The organism is Sneathiella aquimaris (genome assembly GCF_026409565.1).
In the GTDB taxonomy this organism is placed as follows: Bacteria; Pseudomonadota; Alphaproteobacteria; order Sneathiellales; family Sneathiellaceae; genus Sneathiella; species Sneathiella aquimaris.
Genome location: NZ_CP112881.1, coordinates 3863944 through 3883877, shown reverse-complemented (window position 1 = coordinate 3883877; position 19934 = coordinate 3863944). Strand labels below are relative to the sequence as shown.

The 19934-nt window shown below is 50.0% G+C and carries 22 protein-coding genes; 15 read left to right on the top strand and 7 right to left on the bottom strand.

Translation table 11 applies throughout. The features are described from left to right. The 3 genes from OIR97_RS18410 to OIR97_RS18400 all read left to right on the top strand — a co-directional run bounded on the left by OIR97_RS18410 (position 1) and on the right by OIR97_RS18400 (position 1863). A complete protein-coding gene (locus OIR97_RS18410; protein ID WP_169543657.1) occupies positions 1-420 on the top strand; it encodes an acyl-CoA thioesterase in 420 nt (139 codons plus the stop codon). Further along, positions 417-821, top strand: coding sequence for a RidA family protein (locus OIR97_RS18405; protein WP_169543656.1), 405 nt, complete (start codon positions 417-419; stop codon positions 819-821). Before OIR97_RS18410 ends, OIR97_RS18405 begins: the two co-directional genes overlap by 4 nt. A 70-nt stretch (positions 822-891) precedes the next feature. Next, the gene (locus tag OIR97_RS18400; protein ID WP_407696688.1) at positions 892-1863 is read left to right on the top strand and encodes an NAD(P)H-dependent flavin oxidoreductase; all 972 of its coding nucleotides are present in this window, start codon (positions 892-894) and stop codon (positions 1861-1863) included. Between the two features lie 56 nt (positions 1864-1919). Here the strand turns inward: OIR97_RS18400 and OIR97_RS18395 are convergent, their stop codons facing one another. Continuing rightward, on the bottom strand, positions 1920-2348 hold the full coding sequence (locus OIR97_RS18395) for a YqaA family protein (RefSeq protein WP_169543655.1): 429 nt from the start codon (positions 2346-2348) through the stop codon (positions 1920-1922). A 152-nt stretch (positions 2349-2500) separates the two neighbouring features. On the opposite strand from OIR97_RS18395, the gene OIR97_RS18390 reads away from it, so the two are divergent. After that, the gene (locus OIR97_RS18390; protein ID WP_169543654.1) at positions 2501-3046 is read left to right on the top strand and encodes a CARDB domain-containing protein; all 546 of its coding nucleotides are present in this window, start codon (positions 2501-2503) and stop codon (positions 3044-3046) included. 66 nt (positions 3047-3112) lie between these two features. Here the strand turns inward: OIR97_RS18390 and OIR97_RS18385 are convergent, their stop codons facing one another. The 3 genes from OIR97_RS18385 to OIR97_RS18375 all read right to left on the bottom strand — a co-directional run bounded on the left by OIR97_RS18385 (position 3113) and on the right by OIR97_RS18375 (position 6949). After that, on the bottom strand, positions 3113-4879 hold the full coding sequence (locus tag OIR97_RS18385) for a TRAP transporter permease (RefSeq protein WP_169543653.1): 1767 nt from the start codon (positions 4877-4879) through the stop codon (positions 3113-3115). A gap of 25 nt (positions 4880-4904) precedes the next feature. Continuing rightward, positions 4905-5858 (bottom strand): TAXI family TRAP transporter solute-binding subunit, encoded by a 954-nt coding sequence (locus OIR97_RS18380; protein ID WP_407696687.1) that lies wholly within the window; start codon positions 5856-5858, stop codon positions 4905-4907. A gap of 128 nt (positions 5859-5986) precedes the next feature. After that, a complete protein-coding gene (locus tag OIR97_RS18375; RefSeq protein ID WP_169543651.1) occupies positions 5987-6949 on the bottom strand; it encodes an NAD-dependent epimerase/dehydratase family protein in 963 nt (320 codons plus the stop codon). A gap of 94 nt (positions 6950-7043) precedes the next feature. Here OIR97_RS18375 and OIR97_RS18370 point away from each other — a divergent pair, with 94 nt between their 5' ends. From OIR97_RS18370 to OIR97_RS18360, 3 genes are all read left to right on the top strand, one after another. Further along, positions 7044-7919, top strand: coding sequence for a LysR family transcriptional regulator (locus tag OIR97_RS18370; RefSeq protein ID WP_219821603.1), 876 nt, complete (start codon positions 7044-7046; stop codon positions 7917-7919). Positions 7920-8071: 152 nt separating this feature from the next. Next, positions 8072-8233: a hypothetical protein gene (locus OIR97_RS18365; protein ID WP_169543649.1), complete on the top strand. Its 162-nt coding sequence runs from the start codon at positions 8072-8074 to the stop codon at positions 8231-8233. Next, positions 8220-9167 (top strand): UDP-glucuronic acid decarboxylase family protein, encoded by a 948-nt coding sequence (locus OIR97_RS18360; RefSeq protein WP_169543648.1) that lies wholly within the window; start codon positions 8220-8222, stop codon positions 9165-9167. The genes OIR97_RS18365 and OIR97_RS18360 overlap by 14 nt, the downstream gene beginning before the upstream one ends. Here OIR97_RS18360 and OIR97_RS18355 read toward each other — a convergent pair. Both OIR97_RS18355 and OIR97_RS18350 read right to left on the bottom strand, forming a co-directional pair. Then, positions 9164-9958: a glycosyltransferase family protein gene (locus OIR97_RS18355; RefSeq protein ID WP_169543647.1), complete on the bottom strand. Its 795-nt coding sequence runs from the start codon at positions 9956-9958 to the stop codon at positions 9164-9166. The two genes, OIR97_RS18360 and OIR97_RS18355, sit on opposite strands and share 4 nt — an antisense overlap. A 60-nt stretch (positions 9959-10018) precedes the next feature. Next, positions 10019-10333: a DUF1272 domain-containing protein gene (locus OIR97_RS18350; protein WP_169544348.1), complete on the bottom strand. Its 315-nt coding sequence runs from the start codon at positions 10331-10333 to the stop codon at positions 10019-10021. 96 nt (positions 10334-10429) lie between these two features. Between OIR97_RS18350 and OIR97_RS18345 the strand changes: the two genes are divergently transcribed. Next, complete coding sequence (locus OIR97_RS18345) at positions 10430-11395, top strand: GlxA family transcriptional regulator (protein ID WP_169543646.1); 966 nt, start codon at positions 10430-10432, stop codon at positions 11393-11395. Here OIR97_RS18345 and OIR97_RS18340 read toward each other — a convergent pair. Further along, complete coding sequence (locus OIR97_RS18340) at positions 11386-12513, bottom strand: THUMP domain-containing class I SAM-dependent RNA methyltransferase (protein ID WP_169543645.1); 1128 nt, start codon at positions 12511-12513, stop codon at positions 11386-11388. The two genes, OIR97_RS18345 and OIR97_RS18340, sit on opposite strands and share 10 nt — an antisense overlap. 200 nt (positions 12514-12713) lie before the next feature. Here OIR97_RS18340 and OIR97_RS18335 point away from each other — a divergent pair, with 200 nt between their 5' ends. The 7 genes from OIR97_RS18335 (at position 12714) to OIR97_RS18305 (ending at position 19927) form a co-directional block, all read left to right on the top strand. Continuing rightward, complete coding sequence (locus tag OIR97_RS18335) at positions 12714-13766, top strand: zinc-binding dehydrogenase (RefSeq protein WP_169543644.1); 1053 nt, start codon at positions 12714-12716, stop codon at positions 13764-13766. Positions 13767-13770: 4 nt separating this feature from the next. Further along, positions 13771-15261, top strand: coding sequence for a PfkB family carbohydrate kinase (locus OIR97_RS18330; protein ID WP_169543643.1), 1491 nt, complete (start codon positions 13771-13773; stop codon positions 15259-15261). Positions 15262-15268: 7 nt separating this feature from the next. Beyond that, positions 15269-16108, top strand: a complete 840-nt coding sequence (locus tag OIR97_RS18325) for a nucleotidyltransferase family protein (RefSeq protein ID WP_169543642.1) — start codon at positions 15269-15271, stop codon at positions 16106-16108. Between the two features lie 95 nt (positions 16109-16203). After that, the gene (locus OIR97_RS18320) at positions 16204-17196 is read left to right on the top strand and encodes a GDP-mannose 4,6-dehydratase (protein ID WP_169543641.1); all 993 of its coding nucleotides are present in this window, start codon (positions 16204-16206) and stop codon (positions 17194-17196) included. A 33-nt stretch (positions 17197-17229) separates the two neighbouring features. Then, positions 17230-17889 carry a class I SAM-dependent methyltransferase gene (locus OIR97_RS18315; RefSeq protein WP_169543640.1) on the top strand — a complete coding sequence of 220 codons (660 nt, stop codon included), beginning with the start codon at positions 17230-17232 and terminating at the stop codon, positions 17887-17889. Then, complete coding sequence (locus OIR97_RS18310) at positions 17874-18881, top strand: thiamine pyrophosphate-dependent dehydrogenase E1 component subunit alpha (RefSeq protein ID WP_219821601.1); 1008 nt, start codon at positions 17874-17876, stop codon at positions 18879-18881. Before OIR97_RS18315 ends, OIR97_RS18310 begins: the two co-directional genes overlap by 16 nt. After that, the gene (locus OIR97_RS18305; protein WP_169543639.1) at positions 18878-19927 is read left to right on the top strand and encodes an alpha-ketoacid dehydrogenase subunit beta; all 1050 of its coding nucleotides are present in this window, start codon (positions 18878-18880) and stop codon (positions 19925-19927) included. The genes OIR97_RS18310 and OIR97_RS18305 overlap by 4 nt, the downstream gene beginning before the upstream one ends. Positions 19928-19934: the final 7 nt, after the last annotated feature.

Here is a 19934-nt window from a genome sequence, read left to right as displayed (position 1 = left end):
ATGGCACCTTTTCGATATCAACAGCAGGTTCTGTTCCAGCATTGTGATCCGGCGGGTATTGTATTTTACCCCCGATATTTTGAAATGGTGAACGCAACAGTTGAGAACTGGTTTGAAAAAGTTCTGAAGGTTCCCTTTGCCGATCTGCATATGAAGCGGCATTCGGCGGTTCCAACGGCGACGATCAAGACCACCTTCAAGGCCCCCAGTCGTTTGGGGGACGTGCTGATGATTGATCTGTCGGTTGAAAAAATCGGAGGCGCCAGTCTGGATCTTTCGCTAACAGCAACCGCAGAGACACAAACAAGATTTGAGACATTTTTAACCCTTGTCCATATGGATATGAACAGTGGCAAGCCAACAGGCTGGCCCACGGATATTCGGACTGTTTTGACTAAACTGATGGAAGAAGCATCATGAGCAATGACATTATTCATCCCGAAGGCTGGAAAGCTGCAAAAGGATATGCCAACGGAATGTCGGCCCCTGCGGGTGGCCGGGTTATCTATGTAGGCGGGCAGATCGGCTGGAACGCAGATCAGGTCTTTGAAGTTCATGACCTGATCGGACAAATGGAACAGACCTTAAAAAATGTTCTGGCGGTTGTTGAAGCCGGTGGCGGCAAGGCTGAAGATATCGTTCGCCTGACATGGTATCTGACCGATAAAAAAGACTATATCGCCAAGCAGCGGGATGTGGGCGCCGTTTATCGCAAGGTTATGGGCCGTCATTTTCCGGCAATGGCAATGGTTCAGGTTGCCGATCTGATGGAAGATGAAGCACTGGTTGAAATTGAGGCCACAGCGGTTCTGCCCGGTTAAATCAGAAACAGGCTTGCGATTATTCCCCGGTTAATCTAGCTTTTCAACGAACCTTTTTTCCGAGGAAATAATAATGAAAACAAGATTTACGGAAATGTTCGGGGTCGAACATCCTATCGTTCAAGGGGGCATGCAGTGGGTTGGCCGAGCAGAATTAATCGCTGCCGTTGCTAATTCAGGCGCCCTTGGTTGCCTGACAGCCTTTACCCAGCCTTCGCCAGAAGAACTCACTAAAGAGATTAATCGGGTCAAGGATCTGACGGATAGACCATTTGCCGTCAATTTCACAATTTTGCCGACACTGAAACCCGTTCCCTATGATGAATATATGGACGCAATCGTTCAATCGGGCGTTAAAATCGTTGAAACGGCGGGAAACAGCCCGAAAGTGCATATGCCAAAACTGAAAGAGGCTGGCATTAAAGTGATCCATAAATGCACCTCTGTGCGCCATGCGATTTCAGCTCAAAAAGTCGGTGTGGATGCCATCAGTATTGATGGTTTTGAATGTGCAGGACATCCGGGAGAAGATGATACGCCCGGCCTGATCCTGATACCGCGTGCTGTCGATCAACTGGATATTCCCATCGTCGCCTCTGGCGGTTTTGCAGACGGTCGGGGTCTGGTCGCCGCTTTGGCACTGGGGGCCGACGGTATTAATATGGGAACGCGCTTTATGGCAACAAAAGAAGCGCCGATCCATCAGAATATCAAAGAGAAGATCGTCGCGGCCAGCGAACTGGATACGTCTCTTATTTTCAGAACCTTGCGCAATACATCGCGGATGTTCTCAAACGGCGTGGCGGCAAAGGTCATTTCCATGGAAGCTGAAGGCAAACAGATCGAGGAAATCGGTCCGGTTGCCAGCGGGCAACGGGGACGCCTTGTCTATGAAAATGGGGATGAAGAAGCCGGTGTATGGTCTGCCGGGATGTGCATTGGTCTGATCAAAGACATCCCAACCGTCGAAGAACTGGTGCATCGGATAGTTGCCGAAGCTGAAGAATTGATTGAGCAGCGGTTTTCTTCCATCGTCGCCTGATCGGTCAAAAAGAAATGAAAAAACTCGGTAGGCTGTCCTGCCGGGTTTTTTTAATGTCAGAAAAAGAACTCAACCCCCGCGATAATCAATCCGTAGCGGAAAAGTTTCCCGGCAGTGACAAGGATCAGGAAAAGCCAGAAAGGCGCCCGCAGAATGCCCGCGACAACTGTCAGCGGATCCCCGACAATGGGCAGCCACGCAAACAAAAGGGACCATGTGCCATATTTGTTGTACCATCGGGTGGCTTTCTCGATCTGTGTTGCCGAGACTGGAAACCAATTTCTATCCTGAAATTGCATCAAAAATGTCCCGCAGATCCAGTTGAACACAGATCCCGTCACATTTCCCGCTGTTGCAAAGATCAATAATAAAGCGGCGGAATAACCGCCATTATAAACAAGTGTTGTCAGAAGCGCTTCTGAGGATCCGGGAAGCAGGGTGGCTGACAAAAAAGCACTTAAAAACAATCCCAGATAGGTGCCCACATCCCTGCCTTTTTCGAACTACTGCGTAAGATCTACCCAATAGCACAGATCCGGTCTTTTTTGGCCCTGTAAAAAAAATCAAAAAAAATTTGAACGATTAACGGCGCGCCGACGACCTACTGGTATCACATTCAATTAAGGGATACTAAATTATGAAAAATATGCTTCTTGCTTCAGTCTTCGCCGTTGCCACACTTGCTACTTTTGCCACAACGGCAACCGCTGCCAATCCAAACGGTCCAAAACCAAAATGTCCGTTTGGTCAAATTCCAGTTTTGGAAATGGGATCTTATACCTGTAAGGACCTGACAATCAAAGCACCGGGCCGGGAAACAGAAAACCAGGCTGGTTCTGCCAAATTCGGGGCCGTTAAAAAACCCGCCCGTGCGAAAGCAGACTTCGTTATTCTGTCAGCCACACGGGTTGGTGGTTCTGATACGAAATTTGGTGTTCAGATCAAAAATCAGGGAACTCAGGCGACATCTGGGGGCTTGTTGCAAGGCCTGAATATGGGACAGGGCGGCGGCGGTGCCACCGCCTATATGCCGAAATTCAAAGCCGGTGAAACAAAATTTGTGTTTGTTGATTTCAAAACATCAAAATTTGAACGAAGTGATCGTATTCTGTTTATGGCGGATTACAAAAATGATGTGCCTGAATCGAAAGAAAACAACAATAAATATGCCGTGAATTACTAGATTTTGACGCGCTGGTAAAAGCTAAAAAAAGGGTCTGGATCATGCCAGGCCCTTTTTCTGTGTCCTCTAGAAGGGAAGCAAAAAGATACCAATAAAACCGCTTGCGACCAAAGTCACCCGCAGCATCATATTGAGCGGGGCAATCATCCCATAAGAGATCGCGCCAAGACTGATCCCCACTTTTATAAACTGGATGCCTGCTGAAACCGGATTATCGGCAATGGCAATCAAGTCGGGGTTTGCAATCAACGCCAGAGGAATAATATACAGGCCCAAACCAAGCGCCATGGCATAAATCGATACTTTCAGCCAATTTTCACCGACCATCCCCGCAGCTATGAAAACGGCACCGCAAACCGGCGGTGTAATGGTGGAAAGCAAGGCAAACCAGAAAACGAAAAGATGGGCTTGCAAGGGGGCCAGACCCAGTTGTTGCAACGCAGGCCCGGCAACGGAAATGCAGATCACATAGGCCGCCGTCGTTGGTACTTCCATTCCCAGAATAAGGCACGCACCGGCAGTCAGAAGCAAGGCTGGCCATAACATCTGCCCGGATCCTGACAGGATAAGGGAAGTGATCTTGATCCCAAGTCCGGTCGCCCCCAAAACGCCAATGATCAGCGAGGCACAGAGAATGATCGATGCGATCATGGAAACCTGTTTGCCTGTATTCAGGCAGGTCTCTTCCAGCCGTTTTGCCGTTTTGCGAATATCAAATTTCAGCTTTCCATCAATAAAAAGCAAAAGAAAAGCGGCCAGAATGGCAACGGACGCGGCATATTGCGGTGTAAAACCCCCGATGAACATCCGCTCCAGCAGGATCAAAAAGGGAACTGCAAAGAAAGCCGTGGTGATCAGTACTTCCTTGCGGGCAGGCTGCTGATCTTCAGGCAGACCTTTTAATTCAAACCGGCGGGCAAAGGCATTAATTCCAAACCAGACCGTCATAAAATACAAAATGGCCGGGAATATTGCCGCTGCCATAATGCCGGTATAGGGAATGCCGGTCAGTTCGACCATAACAAAGGCGCCCGCCCCCATTAAGGGGGGCATGATCTGACCGCCGGAGGAGGCGACGGCCTCGACAGCACCGGCCAGTGCTTTGGGATAACCAAGTCGTGTCATGGCCGGTAATGTGATGGCCCCTGTTGAGGCCACATTGGCCGAGGCAGAGCCTGAAATGGATCCGAACAGGGCAGAGGATAAGGTTGAAACTTTGGCCGCTCCGCCCTTCAATCGGCCTGCGGCGGCAGTGGCAAGGTTCATAAAGCCCTGACCGGCTTCTCCCGAGTTCAGGACGGCACCCATAATGACGAAAACCGCGACAATTGACACCGAAACGCCCGTCAACTTACCCCAAAGACCGCCTTCAGCAATGGTCAGATTACCCAGAAAACTCTGAAGCGGGATACCGGGATGGCCAAATTCTCCGGGCAGGTGCTGACCAAATAAGCCGTATAAAAGGGCAAGTGCGGCAACCAGTGGCAACGGCCAGCCAACGGCACGACGGGCCATTTCAAGGGTGACCAGCACCAGCGTGATGGCAACGCTGGTTTGAAGCGGGCTGTTCAGGAAACCGTATTGATCGGAAAGGGTGGCCTCATTGAGGGCCACATAAAGGATGGCGGCCGATCCTGCAAACGTGATGAGCAGGCCCCAAAGCCGGTTCAGGGTGCCGCTATTGGTAAACAGGAAAATCCACGGGAGCGCTAACAACATGTGCAGCGGACGGGAAAGCAGATTGGGAACCAGGCCTGAAAAAATCAGGCCAAGATGAAAGAGAATGGAGGCAGCACCGAGCGCCACCCAGAAATAACGGCCCGGTGCTGACATATTCTAAACTCCAAACAGGGACAGATTACTGTGCAGATGCCGGAACGTCGATACCAGCTTCTTTGTAGTATTTCAGGGCACCCGGATGAATTTTACCGGTGATATTGTTCAGCATTTTTCCAGACACACCGTTCCACCAGGCGTTATTCTCACCCAGTTTGGCTTTTTGTTCCCAATAGGTTTTTGTAAGGGCATAGGCGGTCGCATCATCCATATTGGTCGTGGTATAGGCGACAACCGGCAGGGATGTTGTATTGATATCGGTGCCAACGCCTGCATAGGTATCAGCCGGAATGGTCAGTTTCGTCCGTTTTGTTTTTTTGATCTGATCGTCTGACAGGGACAGAACCTTTACGCCTGTACCCGCTGCGGCTTCAATGACGTTGGGCGCAGGATAGGAACCAGCCGTTACGAAGCCATCAATCTGCTTGTTTTTAAGGGCTGGTACTGCATTGGATAATTCCACATCGGCCAGTGTTACCTTGCCTTCAAGGCCAAACAGTTTCAGATATTTTGCGCCTTCGCGGGCACCGAAGGATCCTTTGCCGATCAGGATGGTTTTCCCTTCCAGATCGGAAAATTTCTCAATGCCACTGTCGCTGCGCACAACGAAATGCATGGTCAGGGACGGGATCGGAAACAAGGCACGAATATCTGCAAATTTTGGGTTCTGTTTGTCCTTGAACATCGCTTTGCCCGCATTGGCCAGTTTGACCAGAACAGGGGGCGTAGTGAAGACATAATTGCCAGGACGAACAGTGGCTTCCATGACGTTTTGGACAGATCCCTGACTCTCTTCAACGGTCACGATAATGGCGCCGTCAGAGCCTGCTTTCATGCCTTCGGCAATTTGAACGGCCATCTGGTAGTAGGAAGACGAGCTCTTCGCAGATTTATAGGTGACCCGCGTTTCAGCCTGCGCCGCAGTTCCAAAGGCCATGGATCCAGCGATCACAGCGAGGGACAGAGTTTTGATCATTTGAGCACGCATTATGCTTCCTCCAACAGTACGTTTCTTTGGCTTTATCGCCTTTATGATGCGGCATCATTCCCGATTTTCAGGAAAAAGACAAGCAGTTGGTGGATATCAAACAAACATAAGAACCCCTAGTCCGCTGTCTGTTTCCCGACCAAATCCTGATATCCAAGATCTTTCAGGCTTTGGGCTAGTGCCAAGGGCAGTGGTGTTTGCTTTTTGTCACCGGTAATTTTTGAGAGGCGCGTGCCATCCAGACGATGAGGCGTAAACCAAAGGTAGGACATTTTTGCAATTTCCGCCCACATTTTTATGACAATGCCGCCCAGTCTCAGAACCGGCCAGGGAACCGTTTTTCGTTTCAGGGATCGTTGGGTCAGCCGTTCCAAGGCACTCTGCAACTGGTGGCCGGTCAGCGTATGACCTTCAAATGTAAAACATTCGAAACTGCCAAAGCTTTGATCATGGCCCGCCAGACTGACGAAGGCCTCTGCCAGATCAGGAAGATAGGCCCACGCATGGTTGATCGTGGGATCCCCCGGATATTGAAAGATGTTCTTGTGCAATTTGGCAACCACGATCAAATCAAACCACGAGCCCGTTTTTTCACCCCCAAAAAAATCACCGGCACGAATGATCCGTGTTCTGACAGCCCCATTTTCTGCGTACCGCCGAAAAAGTGTTTCCATTTGCAACCGTATGCTTCCCTTTTCCGTTGTTGGCTGATCAGGGGTTTGCTCGTTGAGAAGCGCAGGCATGTCCGCGCCATATCCGTAAATATTGCCCGGGAACAGATGGACCGCTTTTTCTATCGCAGCCGCTTTCATGATGTTTTCTGCCATCGGCAAGGCGTGGGTCCGCCAATCTGTGTAAAGAGGGTTGAGACCGTTAAAGATGAAATCAGCCCCTTTCGCGGCTCGGATCACGTCTTGCTCATTTAAGGCATCGGCCTGACGATGTTCGATCGAGGATGCAAGCCCGTCGACATGGCCGGAACGGCTGACGGCAACAACGTTAAAGCCGGCGGATGCGAAATGTTTGGTTACTGTAAAGCCCAGTCTGCCCTGGGCACCGAATATAATGATTGTTTTCATTTGTTGTCTCCTAACAAGATGTAACCAATTTATATGTTTATTAATGAATGGTATTCACGATATATTGGATGTTTAATATGCATAAATGAATGATATGGACTGGAATCTCGTTCGTTCCTTTCTCGCGGTCGTCGAGACAGGAACCCTTACCCACGCTGCTGACGCGCTGAAGATCAGCCAGCCCACCCTTGGTCGGCATATCAATGAGCTGGAAAGCCAGCTGGGCGTGTCGTTATTTGTTAGAGGCAGAAGCGGCATGCGACTGACCGAGGCGGGCTACACCCTGGTTGAAGATGCCCGGCAAATGGCACAGGGCGCGAACGCGTTTTTGTTGAAAGCAGCTGGAACGTCTGAAGGTTTGAAGGGAAGCGTTCGCATTACTGCCAGTGAGGTTGTGGCGACCTATATTCTGCCTCCGATCTTGGCGGACCTGAAATGTCTGGAGCCAGAGATCGAATTGGAGATTGTGGCAAGTAACAAGGTAGACAATCTTTTATCCCGGGATGCGGATATCGCTTTGCGGATGGTTCAGCCCACCCAAAATGATGTGATCGTGCGAAAAATAACGAAGATTTCTATCGGATGCTTTGCGGCCAGGTCTTATCTGGATCGATGGGGCGTTCCAAAAAATGCTGAAGATTTGTTCACCCATCAGCTTGTCGGATATGATCGAAACGATCTTATTCTTCGGCAAATGTCCAGTATGGGATATTCAGCCACGCGCAGCGATTTTGCAATTCGGACAGATGATCAGGTGGTGAACTGGGAGTTAGTCAAGGCGGGGGCGGGGATTGGTTTCGGCGGTGTTTTTCTGGCAAGCCAGAGCCCAAACCTTGTGCGCCTGCTTCCTGATTTAGCATTGCCTGAACTTCCAATGTGGCTCGCCTCTCATCAAGAGCTTCGGACCAATATGCGGATCCGCCGGGTCTCTGACTTTTTGCATGAGGCGTTAAAGGCACTGCCGTTTTAATAGTCAACGGATTAGGAACGTCGCCGGACAGTTACAGGAAAGACGGATACCTGTCAGGGATGTTTGCGCTTCTGATCGGCCAAGGGATATTTCGGAAAAGGTGAGTTTTTCTGAGTATAATTTCAGTTTATCGGTGTAAAAGAAATGGTTTGATGCGCCATGGGCAGACGCAGGATAGGATAGGGAGCTGTTCTACGATCGGGATCACAGGGGTCGCCAGTTTTTGGGATGCTGGTCGGGATTTGCAAGAAGATAAACCGGCCAAATTAAAGGCTGATGGGGACGAAGAAGAGGGACCGCATGACGATCGATAAAAAAGTACTGGTAACCGGAGGGGCTGGTTTTCTAGGGTCTCACCTGTGCCAGCGATTGGTTGAACAGGGCAATGAGGTTCTTTGTGTCGATAATTTTTTCACCGGCCGGAAAGTCAATATCCTGTCCTTGCTGGATAAACCCAATTTTGAATTAATGCGGCATGATGTGACCTTGCCCCTTTTTGTAGAAGTTGACGAGATCTATAACCTCGCCTGTCCCGCGTCCCCGGTTCATTATCAGTTTGATCCGGTGCAAACCACGAAAACAAGCGTTCATGGCGCGATCAATATGCTTGGGCTCGCAAAACGCCTGAAAGCCAGAATACTTCAGGCGTCGACCAGCGAGATTTATGGAGACCCAGAAATTCATCCGCAACCTGAAGAGTATCGCGGGCGGGTAAATACTTTTGGACCCCGGGCCTGTTATGACGAAGGAAAGCGGTGTGCGGAAACGCTGTTTTACGACTATCACACGCAACATGATCTACAGATAAAGGTGATGCGTATCTTCAATACATTTGGTCCGAATATGCATCCGGATGATGGCCGCGTTGTGTCCAACTTTATTGTAAAAGCCCTTAAAAACGAACCGATCAGCATCTATGGGAATGGCCTGCAAACCCGGTCATTTTGTTATGTGGATGATCTTATTGATGGCATGGTTCGCCTGATGGCAACGCCGGACACAGTTACCGGTCCGATCAATGTGGGCAATCCGGACGAGGTGACGATCCTTTCTTTGGCACGTCTCGTAATTGATCTGACGGGATCGAAATCCGAATTGATCTATAAGCCGTTACCACAGGATGATCCTTTGCAACGATGCCCGGATATTGGCCGTGCGAAAAAATACATGAACTGGACGCCCGAAATCGCCTTGGAAGACGGTCTGAGAAAGACAATTGCGTATTTCGACCGGTTATTAGCAGACTAGTCAGTAGGCGATTTCGTCGTTTTTTTGAGGTGGGCCTTTTCTGCCTGATAATATTGCCACAGAATGTTTGTTCGTCGCATTTTGTAATAGACTGTTGCCCGGTGGGAAGCGCCATGGCTTTTCGTTGCGCTGAGCCCATCAAAAAAACGGCGGTCGGCCCCGGCGAGTTTTTTTGCCCCTTCAATTTCCATGGACCATAAATGCAGAAGGTCAGCACAGGCCAGTTTATCAATCAATAGGGTGTTGGGGTCACAAAACCCGCCCCGCGTTCCATGCATAAGCCCCTTATTCGGGCCCACTGAATGCCATTTATCCAATGTAATCTTGCCGCCGGTGTCTTCGTCGAGCAGCCAGCGATAAGAATAGGCCCATTGTTTGCCCTGAATGGCCTGCATGAGAAATTTCAGATGATTTTGGTGCCACAAATTATCATCATCCAGATAGGCCACATACTGGCTATTCGCCAGAAAAGAAAGAATGGTCCGAAGGGCCCCGCCATCCTGCGCCGTATGGACACCGCCGTGACGGGTTGCCGTGGAATATCCCGGATTAAACACCGTAAGCGTCATTCTGTCCGGGATATCTTTTTCCAGCATGTCAAGGATGGCCGGGTCACCGGTCAGGCTATCAATGCCGATCAGGATTTGTACGGTTCCGTCAAAGCTTTGCTGATAAATGGAGGCCACAGCGTCTAGCAGACTGGGTCTTACAATAGTCGGCATGACCACAGCTACATCAAACACGGCTTCGATTTTTTTACTGTTCCCTGTTCCCATTAACCCAAGTCCCATAAAACCCTCTCGCCTTATAGTCATAATCTAGTTGGGGAATTTGGAACAGTGCAAACGGCGCTATCGGTCTTCTGGCGGTATTTTTTCAATCCGCTGAACATGGTTTGCAATTTCTTCTGCCGAGAACGAAGCAGTCACCCGCTTTGTTGATGCCGGATGATGGCCCAGCCCAAGTGAATAATCTGTGTGCCAGGCTTTCCTGGGCCGAATGGGGCGGGGGACAAAACCACCCCCGCATTTCAAACAGACATTATGTAAAATACTGTCAACGCAGGACTTGCAATAGGTACATTCATAGCTGCAGATCATGGCCTCAAGTGAGGCAGGCGGAAGGTCTTTATTGCATAGTTCACAGTTGGGGCGAAGTTCAAGCATCATGATTTCCTTTTCTGTCTCTATTGTAGACCAACGACAAATGGCGTATAATAATACCTTGCCACCTTTTACGCCAAATCATTCCCAAAGTCTGCCATGAACCCTCATCTTATTTATTTCTATGTGTTTGAAGATGCCCTGATGCTGGATATATCCGGGCCATTACAGGTTTTGAAAAGTGCAATAAACCGTGCCGATAAAACGCCGTTTTATGATCTTCGATTTTGTTCAGCCACCGGCGGAACCGTCAGAACAGATGTGGGTATAGGGATTGAAACCATCCCGGTGCATGCCATTCCGGATCAGCAGATTGATACGGTTTTTGTGACCGGTGGTATCAGCATTTTTAAAACCTATCAGGCACCAGAGGAAGTCGCAGCCGTCAAGCGTCTGGTTTCTTTGAGCAAACGGGTGTGTAGTGTTTGTACGGGGGCCTTTATGCTGGCACAGGCGGGGTTGCTGGAAGGCCGGAATGCAGTAACCCATTGGCGTCGCTGTTCCCGATTAAGGCGTGAGTTTCCCAATATCGTGATCCGCGAGGATGCGATTTTTGTTCAGGATGGGCCTATCTGGACATCCGCAGGGGTGACAACCGGTATTGATTTGGCGCTTGCTTTGGTCGAAGCGGATTTGGGTCGTGAGGCTGCGTTGGCCATTGCTCAGGAACTGGTTGTTTTCATGAAACGGCCGGGGGGGCAGCAACAATATAGTGCCTTGCTCAAGGTGCAGATCGAAGACAGGAAAGGCGAATTTGACAGGTTGCATCAATGGGTTCTGGAAAACCTGTCGGCAAGTTTGAATGTTTTGGACCTTGCGAATATCACCGGTATGAGCAGTCGAACCTTTACACGCCGATACAAGCAGGCGACAGGGATGGGGCCTGCGGAAGCGCTGGAGAGGTTCCGCCTGGAAGCCGCGGCGCAATTACTGATGGAAACGGACCTGCCCATGAAGCGGATCGCGGATCGATCCGGGTTTGGCCAATATGAAAGAATGCGCCGGGCATTTTTGAAGATTTTTGGGGTTTCACCAAAGCTCTATCGTGAAAGATTTCAATCCTGAGGCATTGGAAGAGCCGCCGTCTGATAGAGTTTAACCTGAATACCGCCATGAGAGATGCTGACAGGGTCGGGCAGGAACGGAAGAGCCGTTGCTTGTGCCAGACCAGCATTATTTGTGACTAAACCGACCCGCCATCCCGGAAATTTTTGCGTCAGAACCTGGCCCAAAGACTGGTAGAGGGGGCGTAGTTTTTTCTGGTCTCCGATGCGGATGCCGTAGGGTGGGTTAATCACCACAAGGCCAGCCGGTCCGTCAGGACAGGAAAGGGTGCTGATGGGCTGTGCATCAAACGTTGTCAGCATATCAACTTTGGATCGTTTCGCATTTGCGGTGCTGAATTTAATTGCCCCTTCATCGCGGTCGAAACCATAAAAATGAAGGTCAGGAAGATGCTCACGGTTTTCGGCACGCATTTCCTGCCAAACAGCGTTCTCAAAAGTTGCCAGTTTCTCAAACGCAAAGGCGCGTGTACGGCCCGGTTTTTTACGGGCTGCGATTTCGGCAGCCTCGATCACAAAGGTTCCCGATCCGCACATGGGGTCCACGACGGGCTCTTTGCCGTTAAAGCCGCATTGCCGTAAAATGAGCGCGGCCATTGTTTCCCGTAAAGGTGCTTTATTAACGGCTTCTTTATGTCCGCGCTTGTGCAGGCCTTCGCCCGACGTATCGATGCTGATGGTACAGATGTCATCAAAAATGCGGATTTTCAGGCAAATGTCAGCCTCGGCTGAGATCGTAATGCCCATCTCCTCAACCAACGCCCGTTCGATCCGTTCGGCGGCAGCTTTCTGATGATAAACACGGGATTTTTTGGATGTAACCTCAACTTTTACCGGATGGTCTTTGAGCAAATAGTCGCCCCATGGAAACTGCCGCATGCGTTTATCCACCTGAGACAGATGAACCACCCGAAAAGATCCGATGCGGACCAGCACGCGACTGGCGCCGCGCAGTTCCAGATTGGCCCGCCAGACCTCTTTCCAGTCGCCCAGTACCTGGACGCCCCCGGTTATGGAAACTGGTTTTTTGAAGCCTTTTTCCATGGCTTCAAGACGCAAGGCTTCTTCCAGTCCCGGAGGGGTAACAAGAAGGATTTCCATTTTGTTTTCTGATTTCATCCTGTCTGTCTATCCTGTTGTCTGTCCAAGGTCGACAGGAAATAGTGTCTGCCGCGGTAAATCGGCAAATAGCAGGGGCGTACTTTTTGATCATTCTGAAATGTTTAAACTTACTATTCTCTGCGTAACTCATTATGTTATGGCCCTTATTCAAATATTAATCAGGCAACAAACCTGTACAGGGATAAGTGATACACCGAATGAAAGCCGCTGTTCTTTTCGAGACACAAAAACCACTTCGAATTCTGGATGATGTAACCTTGCCACCGTTGGCCGCGGGTCAGGTCGAGGTTGAGATCGCCTTTAGTGGTGTTTGTCATAGTCAATTAATGGAAGTTCAGGGAAAGCGCGGCGAAGATCGGTATCTGCCCCATTTATTAGGCCATGAAGCAACGGGTATTGTGCGGGCGATTGGATCCGGCGTCACGAAAGTTGCCCCGGGTGATGCGGTTATTCTGGGCTGGATTAAGGGGGACGGGCAGGATGTCGCCGGTGCCTTGTACGACTGGCATGGCACGACCTTGAATTCCGGCGGGATTACAACGTTTAGCGAACGGTCTGTTGTTTCAGAAAACCGGCTGACAAAGTTACCCGAAGGATTGCCAATGGATCTTGGCGTTCTGTTCGGGTGCGCTGTTCCGACCGGGGCGGGGATGGCACAAAATGAATTTGATATTCAGCCCCATCATTCTGTCGTTGTTTTTGGCATAGGTGGTATTGGTGCCATTTCGTTGATGTATGCAAACTGTCAGAAGCCGAAAACCCTGATTGCGGTGGATATCAATCCAGAGAAACGAGCAACGGCGCTGGACCTTGGGGCAACCCATGCTTTGGACGGGGCGTCTGACACGCTGATTGATGATATAGTACAGCTGACAGACGGTCTGGGTGCTGACCTCTGTATTGATGCAGCCGGCCGCATTTCAACCATTGAAATAGCTTTTCAGGTCACCCGGCGCAACGGCGGTCAATGCGTTTTTGCGTCTCATCCCGAAGCTGGTCAGAAGATTTCCATTGACCCTTTCGAATTGATTAATGGTAAAAACCTGAAAGGTAGCTGGGGCGGAAAAACCCGACCCGATCAGGATCTGCCGCGTTTCTTTGAACTGTTTAAAAAGAACGATCTGCCGCTGGAAAGTATGATCACCAAACGCTATTCGCTTGATGCGATAAATGACGCCCTTGATGATCTGGCGACAGGCCGGGTTATGCGGCCCTTGATCGAGATAAATCCTGCGCTGGCTGAAAGATAAGATAATGACACCTAAGGAGCATACAGCCCATATTAAAGCGCTGCGGAGCGAAAACGGCCCTGATTTCAAGATCGGTATGGTCAGCGGTAATTTTAATGTGGTGCATCCCGGTCACTTGAGACTGCTTAAATTCGCAGCGGATTGCTGTGATTACCTGGTTGTTGTGGTGAACGATGACCGCCACCCCGGTGTCCTTGTCCCGGCCCAGTTAAGACTTGAAAATATTGTTGCAATCAGTTTCGTCGACTATGCCTTTCTTTTGGAAGAGGATCTGACGGCGACCATTGATGCGCTGCGTCCGGATCTGGTCATCAAGGGAAAAGAGCATCAGAACGTTCCCAATCCGGAATCTGACATATTGTCTCAATATGGTGGGAAACTGCTGTTTAGTTCCGGTGACGCGATTTTTTCCTCGATTGATTTGATTCAGGCAGAGAGTGATCCGAAGAAGTCGCTCCACAATTTGAAAGCCTCGCCCAATTTTTTACAACGTCATCAGATCAGCACAGAAAATTTCTCGGCCATTTTGAATAAATTCTGTGACCTTAACGTACTTGTTGTCGGAGACCTGATTGTCGATGAATATATCACCTGTGATGTTCTTGGGTTGTCACGGGAAGATCCGACCGTTGTTGTCACGCCCGTTCTGGAACAGAAATTTATCGGGGGCGCCGGGATTGTCGCCAGTCATGCCCATGGCTTAGGGGCAAATACGACCTATGTCACCGTTTGCGGCGATGACCGGGAAGCGAAAGACAGTCTTGAGAAGTTCAAGGAATATGGTGTGCAGGCCTTTATCGGTCGGGATGGCAGCCGTCCGACGACGCTGAAACAACGGTATCGTTCGTCCGGGAAGACCCTGTTGCGGGTGTCCAAGCTTAAACAGCACGCGATAGATCAGACTTTGCAGGATGAGATTTTTGAAACCTTTCAGGAGCGCGTGGATTCTCTGGATCTGCTGGTTTTTTCAGATTTCAATTACGGTGTGCTGCCCCAGTCGCTCGTCGACAGAATGATCGCGCTTGGAAAAGAGAAAAATCTTCTGATGGTGGCGGATAGCCAGTCGTCCTCTCAAATCGGGGATATTTCCCGCTTTCACGATATGTTGCTGTTGAAACCCACTGAGATTGAAGCACGGTTGGCCATTCAGGACCATGATGTCGGCTTGGTTGGTGCTGCTGAGAAGCTCGCCAATAAATGTAATCCATCGCATATCTTGCTCACCATGGGCGCTGAAGGCACCCTGATACAAACGTTGCATCCAGACAAAAGCGAATGGATGACAGATCGATTGCCGGCTTTTTGCGATGCGCCGAAAGACCCTGCCGGGGCTGGGGATGCGATGCTCGTGACGGCGTCTATGGCGCTCGCCGCGGGTGCCAGCATCTGGGAAGCTGCCTATATCGGGTCGGTGGCGTCCGGTTGTCAGGTGGCCACAGTTGGTAATCGACCCTTAAGCGTGGATACGATCCGGCACGAACTTGGTATTTGGTAGGAATTCGATGGACGCATTATTGCTTGCCGCAGGCCTTGGCACCCGACTGAGACCCCTGACCGATATCTTGCCAAAATGTTTGATGCCTGTGCAGGGGCGGCCGTTGTTGGGGATTTGGCTGGAAATGCTGAAGCAGGGGGGCTTTGATCGGGTTTTTATCAATTTGCATTACTTGTCGCCCTTGGTGCGCGCTTATGTGGAAAACAGCCCTTATCGGGAACAGGTGACGTTTCTTGATGAGCCCGAACTTCTGGGCACAGCGGGTACATTAAACCGGTTCCGAAATGAGTTTTCCGATACGCTTTTATTGGCACATGCCGATAACCTGACACTGTTTGATGTGACTGCGTTTATCCGCGCCTTTGAACAGCGCACGCCAGATTGCGCAATGACCATGATGACGTTTGAGACAGATCAGCCTCAAAGTTGCGGAATTGTGTCCTTGGACGAGGCGGGTACGGTTGTCGCATTTACGGAGAAGCCGCAAGAGTATATTGGCAATCTGGCAAATGGTGCTGTCTATATGATGGATTTTTCGGTGATAAGAAAGTTGTTGGATGCGGATCCTCAGATTACGGATTTCAGTACACAGATCTTGCCCGAATTTGTCGGCCGAATGAATAGCTATCATAACGGGGTTTACCATCGGGATATTGGGACGGTCGCGGCCATTGGAAATGCCCAGCTGGAAATAGAAAGTGTGGCGATGGCCGCGCCACTTCTGGCGCAGGTTGACAGTTACTGGGTACCGACGCCCGAGCGCCGCCTGATGGCGGAGAAATTCCGCGAGACGCTTGCCCTGACAGACCTTTGTGAAGAGGTTGTCGGTCGTTTGATGCTGGGTTAAAAATGATTTGAGATGGACGCTTGAGCGCCAACATTGTATTGGTGGGCATATCCGCAAAAAAGGGGGCGTACCAGATCGTTCTGGTCGGAAGGTGAATGTCTAAAAAGTTTTTTGTTCTTGGGAGTAATTCCTTTTCTGGGGCCAGCTTTTGCGCCCATCTGCTGCGCGCCGGATTTCAGGTTTATGGGGGAAGCCGTTCGGCCGAACCGCATTCGGCTTTTCTGCCCTATCGATGGGAAGAAAATCAGGATAAATTTTCGTTTCACCAATTGGACCTGAATGAAAACCTGCCCGAGATCATTGATCTGATCAAACAGGAAGAAATTCCGTTTGTCGTGAATTTTGCGTCCCAAAGTATGGTAGGTGAGAGTTGGGATAATCCGGGTGACTGGTTCCGTACCAATGCCCTGTCGACTGTTTTACTACATGAAGAATTGCGGAAACTTCCCTTTTTGGAACGCTATGTCCATATCTCGACACCGGAAGTATATGGCAATACATCCGGGTTTGTGGATGAGCACCACCCTTTTAATCCCAGCACACCATATGCGGTTTCCCGCGCCGCTGGCGACATGAGCCTGATGAGCTATTTTAAGGCGTACAACTTTCCTGTGGTCTTTACCCGCGCGGCCAATGTGTTTGGTCCCGGTCAGCAACTTTACCGGATTATTCCGCGAACAATTCTGTATGGTTTGACCGGACAGAAATTGCAGTTGCACGGCGGGGGACATTCTGAACGTTCTTTCATTCATATTGAAGATGTCTCCGCTGCGACCGTTAAGATCGCGCTCGAAGGTAAAATCGGGGAGTGCTATCATATTTCCACGCCAGAGCTGATCAGTATTCGCAATCTGGTGGAAAAAATCAGTGAACGTCTGGGGATCGAGGCCTCTGATCTGGTTGAGGTTGTGGGCGAGCGTCAGGGAAAAGATCAAACCTACAGTTTGAACGACAACAAACTGCGCGAGACCCTTGGATGGTCAGATCAAATCTCACTTGATCAGGGAATTGACGAGACCATTGATTGGGTGAAAACAAATCTGGAGACCCTGAAAGGGCAACCACAATCCTATATCCATAAACCGTAATTTATACTTATATTGATGCCGATTGAGAGTGACATGGGACAAGAAATCGACCTGCTTGCGAATTACCCGAAAACAAAACGGGATTTAACGCAACGCGGAAATGAGAAAACAGAAGCCGACCGGGCCATTGCGCGTCAATTTGGCAAAGACTTCTTTGATGGAGATCGGCGTCATGGATATGGCGGGTTTTCCTATTTTCCAAGATTCTGGCAACCGGTCATTCCGACTTTTCAGTCCCATTTCGGACTAACAAAAAACTCAAGCCTTCTGGACGTGGGTTGCGCAAAGGGTTTCATGCTGCACGATCTGAAAGAGCTTATCCCCGGGATCACGGTTGCGGGCGTTGATGTGTCAGACTATGCAATTGAAAACAGCATGGAAACGGTCCGGGAACAGGTTTCGGTTGCCGATGCACGAGACCTGCCATTTGGCGATAACAGTTTCGATGTGGTGATTTCCATTAATACGGTTCACAATCTTGAAAAACCGGACTGCGGGAAAGCATTACAGGAAATTGAGCGGGTCTCGAAAGGCCAGTCCTTCATCACGGTTGATGCATATCGAACAGATGAAGAATATGAGCGCATGCAGGCATGGAATTTGACAGCGAAGACAATCCTGCATGTGGATGAATGGAAGGCCTTCTTTAAAGAGATCGGTTATACAGGGGATTACTTTTGGTTTATTCCATAGGCGCCAAACTGGCACAGGATCTGTCGCGGGGTATGCGGCGTATCCGCAGTGTTGAAGAAACAATTGCGGCTCGCTATTCAGAGCAGGAGATGAGATGTCCGACCCATCTTTCTTCCGGACAGGAAGGGGTGTCAGCGGTAATCGGGACATTACTACGGCATACGGATCTGGCGGTCAGCGGTCACCGGGCGCATGCGCATTATCTGGCCAAGGGCGGCAACCTTAATGCAATGATTGCCGAAATTTACGGACGCGTAACCGGCTGTGCTCGGGGTAAAGGTGGCTCCATGCACCTGATTGACGAGACGGTTGGGTTTATGGGATCAACGGCCATTGTCGGCGGAACGGTTCCGGTTGGCGTTGGGCTGGGTTATAGCCAGATGATGAAGGGCGGCGACGATATTGCCTGTGTTTTTCTGGGGGATGCGGTTGTCGAAACGGGCGTGTTCTTTGAATCCCTGAGCTTTGCGGCGTTAAAGAAACTTCCGGTTCTGTTCATTTGTGAAAACAATTTCTATTCAGTTTATTCGCCCTTGTCCGTTCGTCAGAACGATACCGTAGAAATCCACGAAAAAGTCGCTGGGTTTGGGGTTTATACGGATAATGGTGATGGCCATAATGTGATCGAGGTTCATGAAAAAATGGCGAAAGCCATAGCCCATGTCAGGGCCGGAAATGGTCCTGCCTTTCTGGAATTTGAAACCTTCCGTTGGCGGGAACATTGCGGCCCCAACTATGATGACGATTTGGGCTACCGGCCCGAAACGATGCTGAAAGAATGGCAATCCCGAGACGCCATCCATAGTTTCGAAAAAGAAGCGTTAAAAAACAACCTTCTGACCCAAGGCGAGATTGACAGTTTGCAAACAGAGATCGAGCGGGAAGTTGAGGCGGCATTTGAGTTTGCCAAAGCATCAGAGTTTCCGCCGTTGCAAGAAGCATCGCAGCATATTCTGGCCCCGACAATGGAAGAAAGTGTGTTTCTGAAATGAGAACATTTGCCAGCGAAATCAACGCGGGATTAGATCACGCATTGGAAACAGACCCCAGTGTTCTGGTTTTTGGTCTGGGTGTTCCTGATCCAAAAGGCGTTTTTGGGACCACTCTTGGCCTGCAGGAAAAATATGGCGAAAAGCGTGTTTTCGATATGCCGACCGCCGAAAATGCCATGACCGGTATCGCCATTGGCGCAGCCCTTGGTGGTTTTAAACCGGTTTTGACCCATCAACGGCTTGATTTTGCGCTTCTGAGCATGGACCAGTTGGTGAATAATGCGGCCAAATGGCATTTTATGTTTGGCGGTCAGCGGTCTGTTCCCATTACGATCCGCATGATTTTGGGTCGGGGCTGGGGACAGGGGCCCACTCACTCGCAAAATCTTCAATCCTGGTTTGCGCATATTCCGGGCTTAAAGGTGGTGATGCCCGCCCTGGCATCTGACGCAAAGGGATTATTATTATCCAGCATTCAGGACCCTAATCCCGTTATCTTTCTGGAACATCGCTGGCTGCATAATGCCCAAACAGATGCACCGGATACGGTTGAACCCATTCCGCTGGGCAAAGCCAATCAGCTTCGCAAAGGGGATGCGGTCACCGTGGTATCCGTGTCCTACATGACCATTGAGGCCCTGCATGCTGTTGATGTGCTCAAAGATCAGGGTATTGACTGTGATTTGATTGATTTGCGCACCGTCTCCCCCATTGATTGGGAAAAGATTGAAAGATCCGTCAAGAAGACCGGTAAATTACTGGTGCTGGATACAGGCTTTCAATCAAATGGTATCGCGGGTGAAATCATGGCGCGTGTAACGGAACGCTGCTGGTCCGAATTAAAGGCGGCACCGGCTCGTTTGACGGCGCCTGATTATCCGGAATCAACCAGTCCGGCCCTTACCAAAGACTATCATATTCGGGCCGAACATATTGCTGCGCAAGTGGGTAAAATGGTCGGTAAAGAGGTTTCTGTCGAACCTATCCTGAGTAAAAAAGGGCCATTTCATGATGTGCCCGGTAACTGGTTTACAGGCCCTTTCTAAAGGCTTG

Coding starts and splice junctions, on each gene's coding strand:
- OIR97_RS18410 (WP_169543657.1), top strand. CDS start 1: ATGGCACCTTTTCGATATCAACAGCAGGTTCTGTTCCAGCATTGTGAT.
- OIR97_RS18405 (WP_169543656.1), top strand. CDS start 417: ATGAGCAATGACATTATTCATCCCGAAGGCTGGAAAGCTGCAAAAGGA.
- OIR97_RS18390 (WP_169543654.1), top strand. CDS start 2,501: ATGAAAAATATGCTTCTTGCTTCAGTCTTCGCCGTTGCCACACTTGCT.
- OIR97_RS18385 (WP_169543653.1), bottom strand. CDS start 4,879: ATGTCAGCACCGGGCCGTTATTTCTGGGTGGCGCTCGGTGCTGCCTCC.
- OIR97_RS18380 (WP_407696687.1), bottom strand. CDS start 5,858: ATGATCAAAACTCTGTCCCTCGCTGTGATCGCTGGATCCATGGCCTTT.
- OIR97_RS18375 (WP_169543651.1), bottom strand. CDS start 6,949: ATGAAAACAATCATTATATTCGGTGCCCAGGGCAGACTGGGCTTTACA.
- OIR97_RS18370 (WP_219821603.1), top strand. CDS start 7,044: ATGGACTGGAATCTCGTTCGTTCCTTTCTCGCGGTCGTCGAGACAGGA.
- OIR97_RS18365 (WP_169543649.1), top strand. CDS start 8,072: ATGCGCCATGGGCAGACGCAGGATAGGATAGGGAGCTGTTCTACGATC.
- OIR97_RS18360 (WP_169543648.1), top strand. CDS start 8,220: ATGACGATCGATAAAAAAGTACTGGTAACCGGAGGGGCTGGTTTTCTA.
- OIR97_RS18355 (WP_169543647.1), bottom strand. CDS start 9,958: ATGGGACTTGGGTTAATGGGAACAGGGAACAGTAAAAAAATCGAAGCC.
- OIR97_RS18350 (WP_169544348.1), bottom strand. CDS start 10,333: ATGCTTGAACTTCGCCCCAACTGTGAACTATGCAATAAAGACCTTCCG.
- OIR97_RS18345 (WP_169543646.1), top strand. CDS start 10,430: ATGAACCCTCATCTTATTTATTTCTATGTGTTTGAAGATGCCCTGATG.
- OIR97_RS18340 (WP_169543645.1), bottom strand. CDS start 12,513: ATGAAATCAGAAAACAAAATGGAAATCCTTCTTGTTACCCCTCCGGGA.
- OIR97_RS18335 (WP_169543644.1), top strand. CDS start 12,714: ATGAAAGCCGCTGTTCTTTTCGAGACACAAAAACCACTTCGAATTCTG.
- OIR97_RS18330 (WP_169543643.1), top strand. CDS start 13,771: ATGACACCTAAGGAGCATACAGCCCATATTAAAGCGCTGCGGAGCGAA.
- OIR97_RS18325 (WP_169543642.1), top strand. CDS start 15,269: ATGGACGCATTATTGCTTGCCGCAGGCCTTGGCACCCGACTGAGACCC.
- OIR97_RS18320 (WP_169543641.1), top strand. CDS start 16,204: ATGTCTAAAAAGTTTTTTGTTCTTGGGAGTAATTCCTTTTCTGGGGCC.
- OIR97_RS18315 (WP_169543640.1), top strand. CDS start 17,230: ATGGGACAAGAAATCGACCTGCTTGCGAATTACCCGAAAACAAAACGG.
- OIR97_RS18305 (WP_169543639.1), top strand. CDS start 18,878: ATGAGAACATTTGCCAGCGAAATCAACGCGGGATTAGATCACGCATTG.